The following is a 277-nucleotide window of genomic DNA, read 5'->3' as shown; positions in this document are numbered from 1 at the left end:
GCTGATCATCTTCCTCATCACGGCGCCCCTGATGTCCCATAAGGGCAAGGTCGACCTGCCTGAGGCCAACCTGGTGCAGAAGCCGGAAGATGCGGCTGATCGCAAGGGCCCCATCACCCGGGCGGTGAAGGAAGACGGCTCGATTTACTGGAACGACGAAGAGATCGACAAGCAGACTCACGAGTCCCGCCTGGCGACCGCCGCCCAGCAGACCCCCCAGCCCCCGCTCAATCTGCGTGGTGACCGCTCCACCAAGCTGCGCGTCATCAACGAGAGG

1 protein-coding gene is annotated in these 277 nt (G+C 63.5%); it reads left to right on the top strand.

The window, feature by feature from the left end; translation table 11 throughout:
- Nucleotide 1 precedes the first annotated feature (1 nt).
- On the top strand, nt 2–277 hold a 276-nt coding region (locus ACQG3P_RS19590; RefSeq protein WP_426805975.1), incomplete at its 3' end, for an ExbD/TolR family protein.

The organism is Stenotrophomonas sp. SrG (assembly GCF_050031795.1).
Lineage (GTDB): Bacteria > Pseudomonadota > Gammaproteobacteria > Xanthomonadales > Xanthomonadaceae > Stenotrophomonas > Stenotrophomonas rhizophila_A.
Note: the sequence above shows the minus strand (reverse complement) of the source record. Positions and strands in the feature narration are given on the sequence as shown.